Here is a 247-nt window from a genome sequence, read left to right on the forward strand (position 1 = left end):
GCTCCGCACCATCCCGGTGCGGCACCATCGCAGCCTCGACTCCGCCGCGCCCTGGCCCGACATCGTCCGGTCGCTCCGCACCATCTCGGTGCGGCACCATCGCAGCCTGTACGCCCGCCAGTCATCAGCGCGCACCGACGGGTCGCTCCGCGCCATCCCGGTGCGGCACCATCGCAGCGCCACAGTGGCTTCCATCGGCACTCTCCCTCCCCAGTCGCTCCGCACCATCCCGGTGCGGCACCATCGC

1 protein-coding gene is annotated in these 247 nt (G+C 72.5%); it reads right to left on the bottom strand.

Annotation, left to right across the window (positions count from 1 at the left end; all coding sequences use genetic code 11):
- Positions 1 to 195 (bottom strand): hypothetical protein (locus tag AE652_RS48680; RefSeq protein ID WP_049658846.1); only part of this gene is annotated, 195 nt, incomplete at its 3' end.
- Positions 196 to 247: the final 52 nt, after the last annotated feature.

Origin of the sequence: Kitasatospora sp. MY 5-36 (assembly GCF_001182915.1) — a bacterium.
Lineage (GTDB): Bacteria > Actinomycetota > Actinomycetes > Streptomycetales > Streptomycetaceae > Kitasatospora.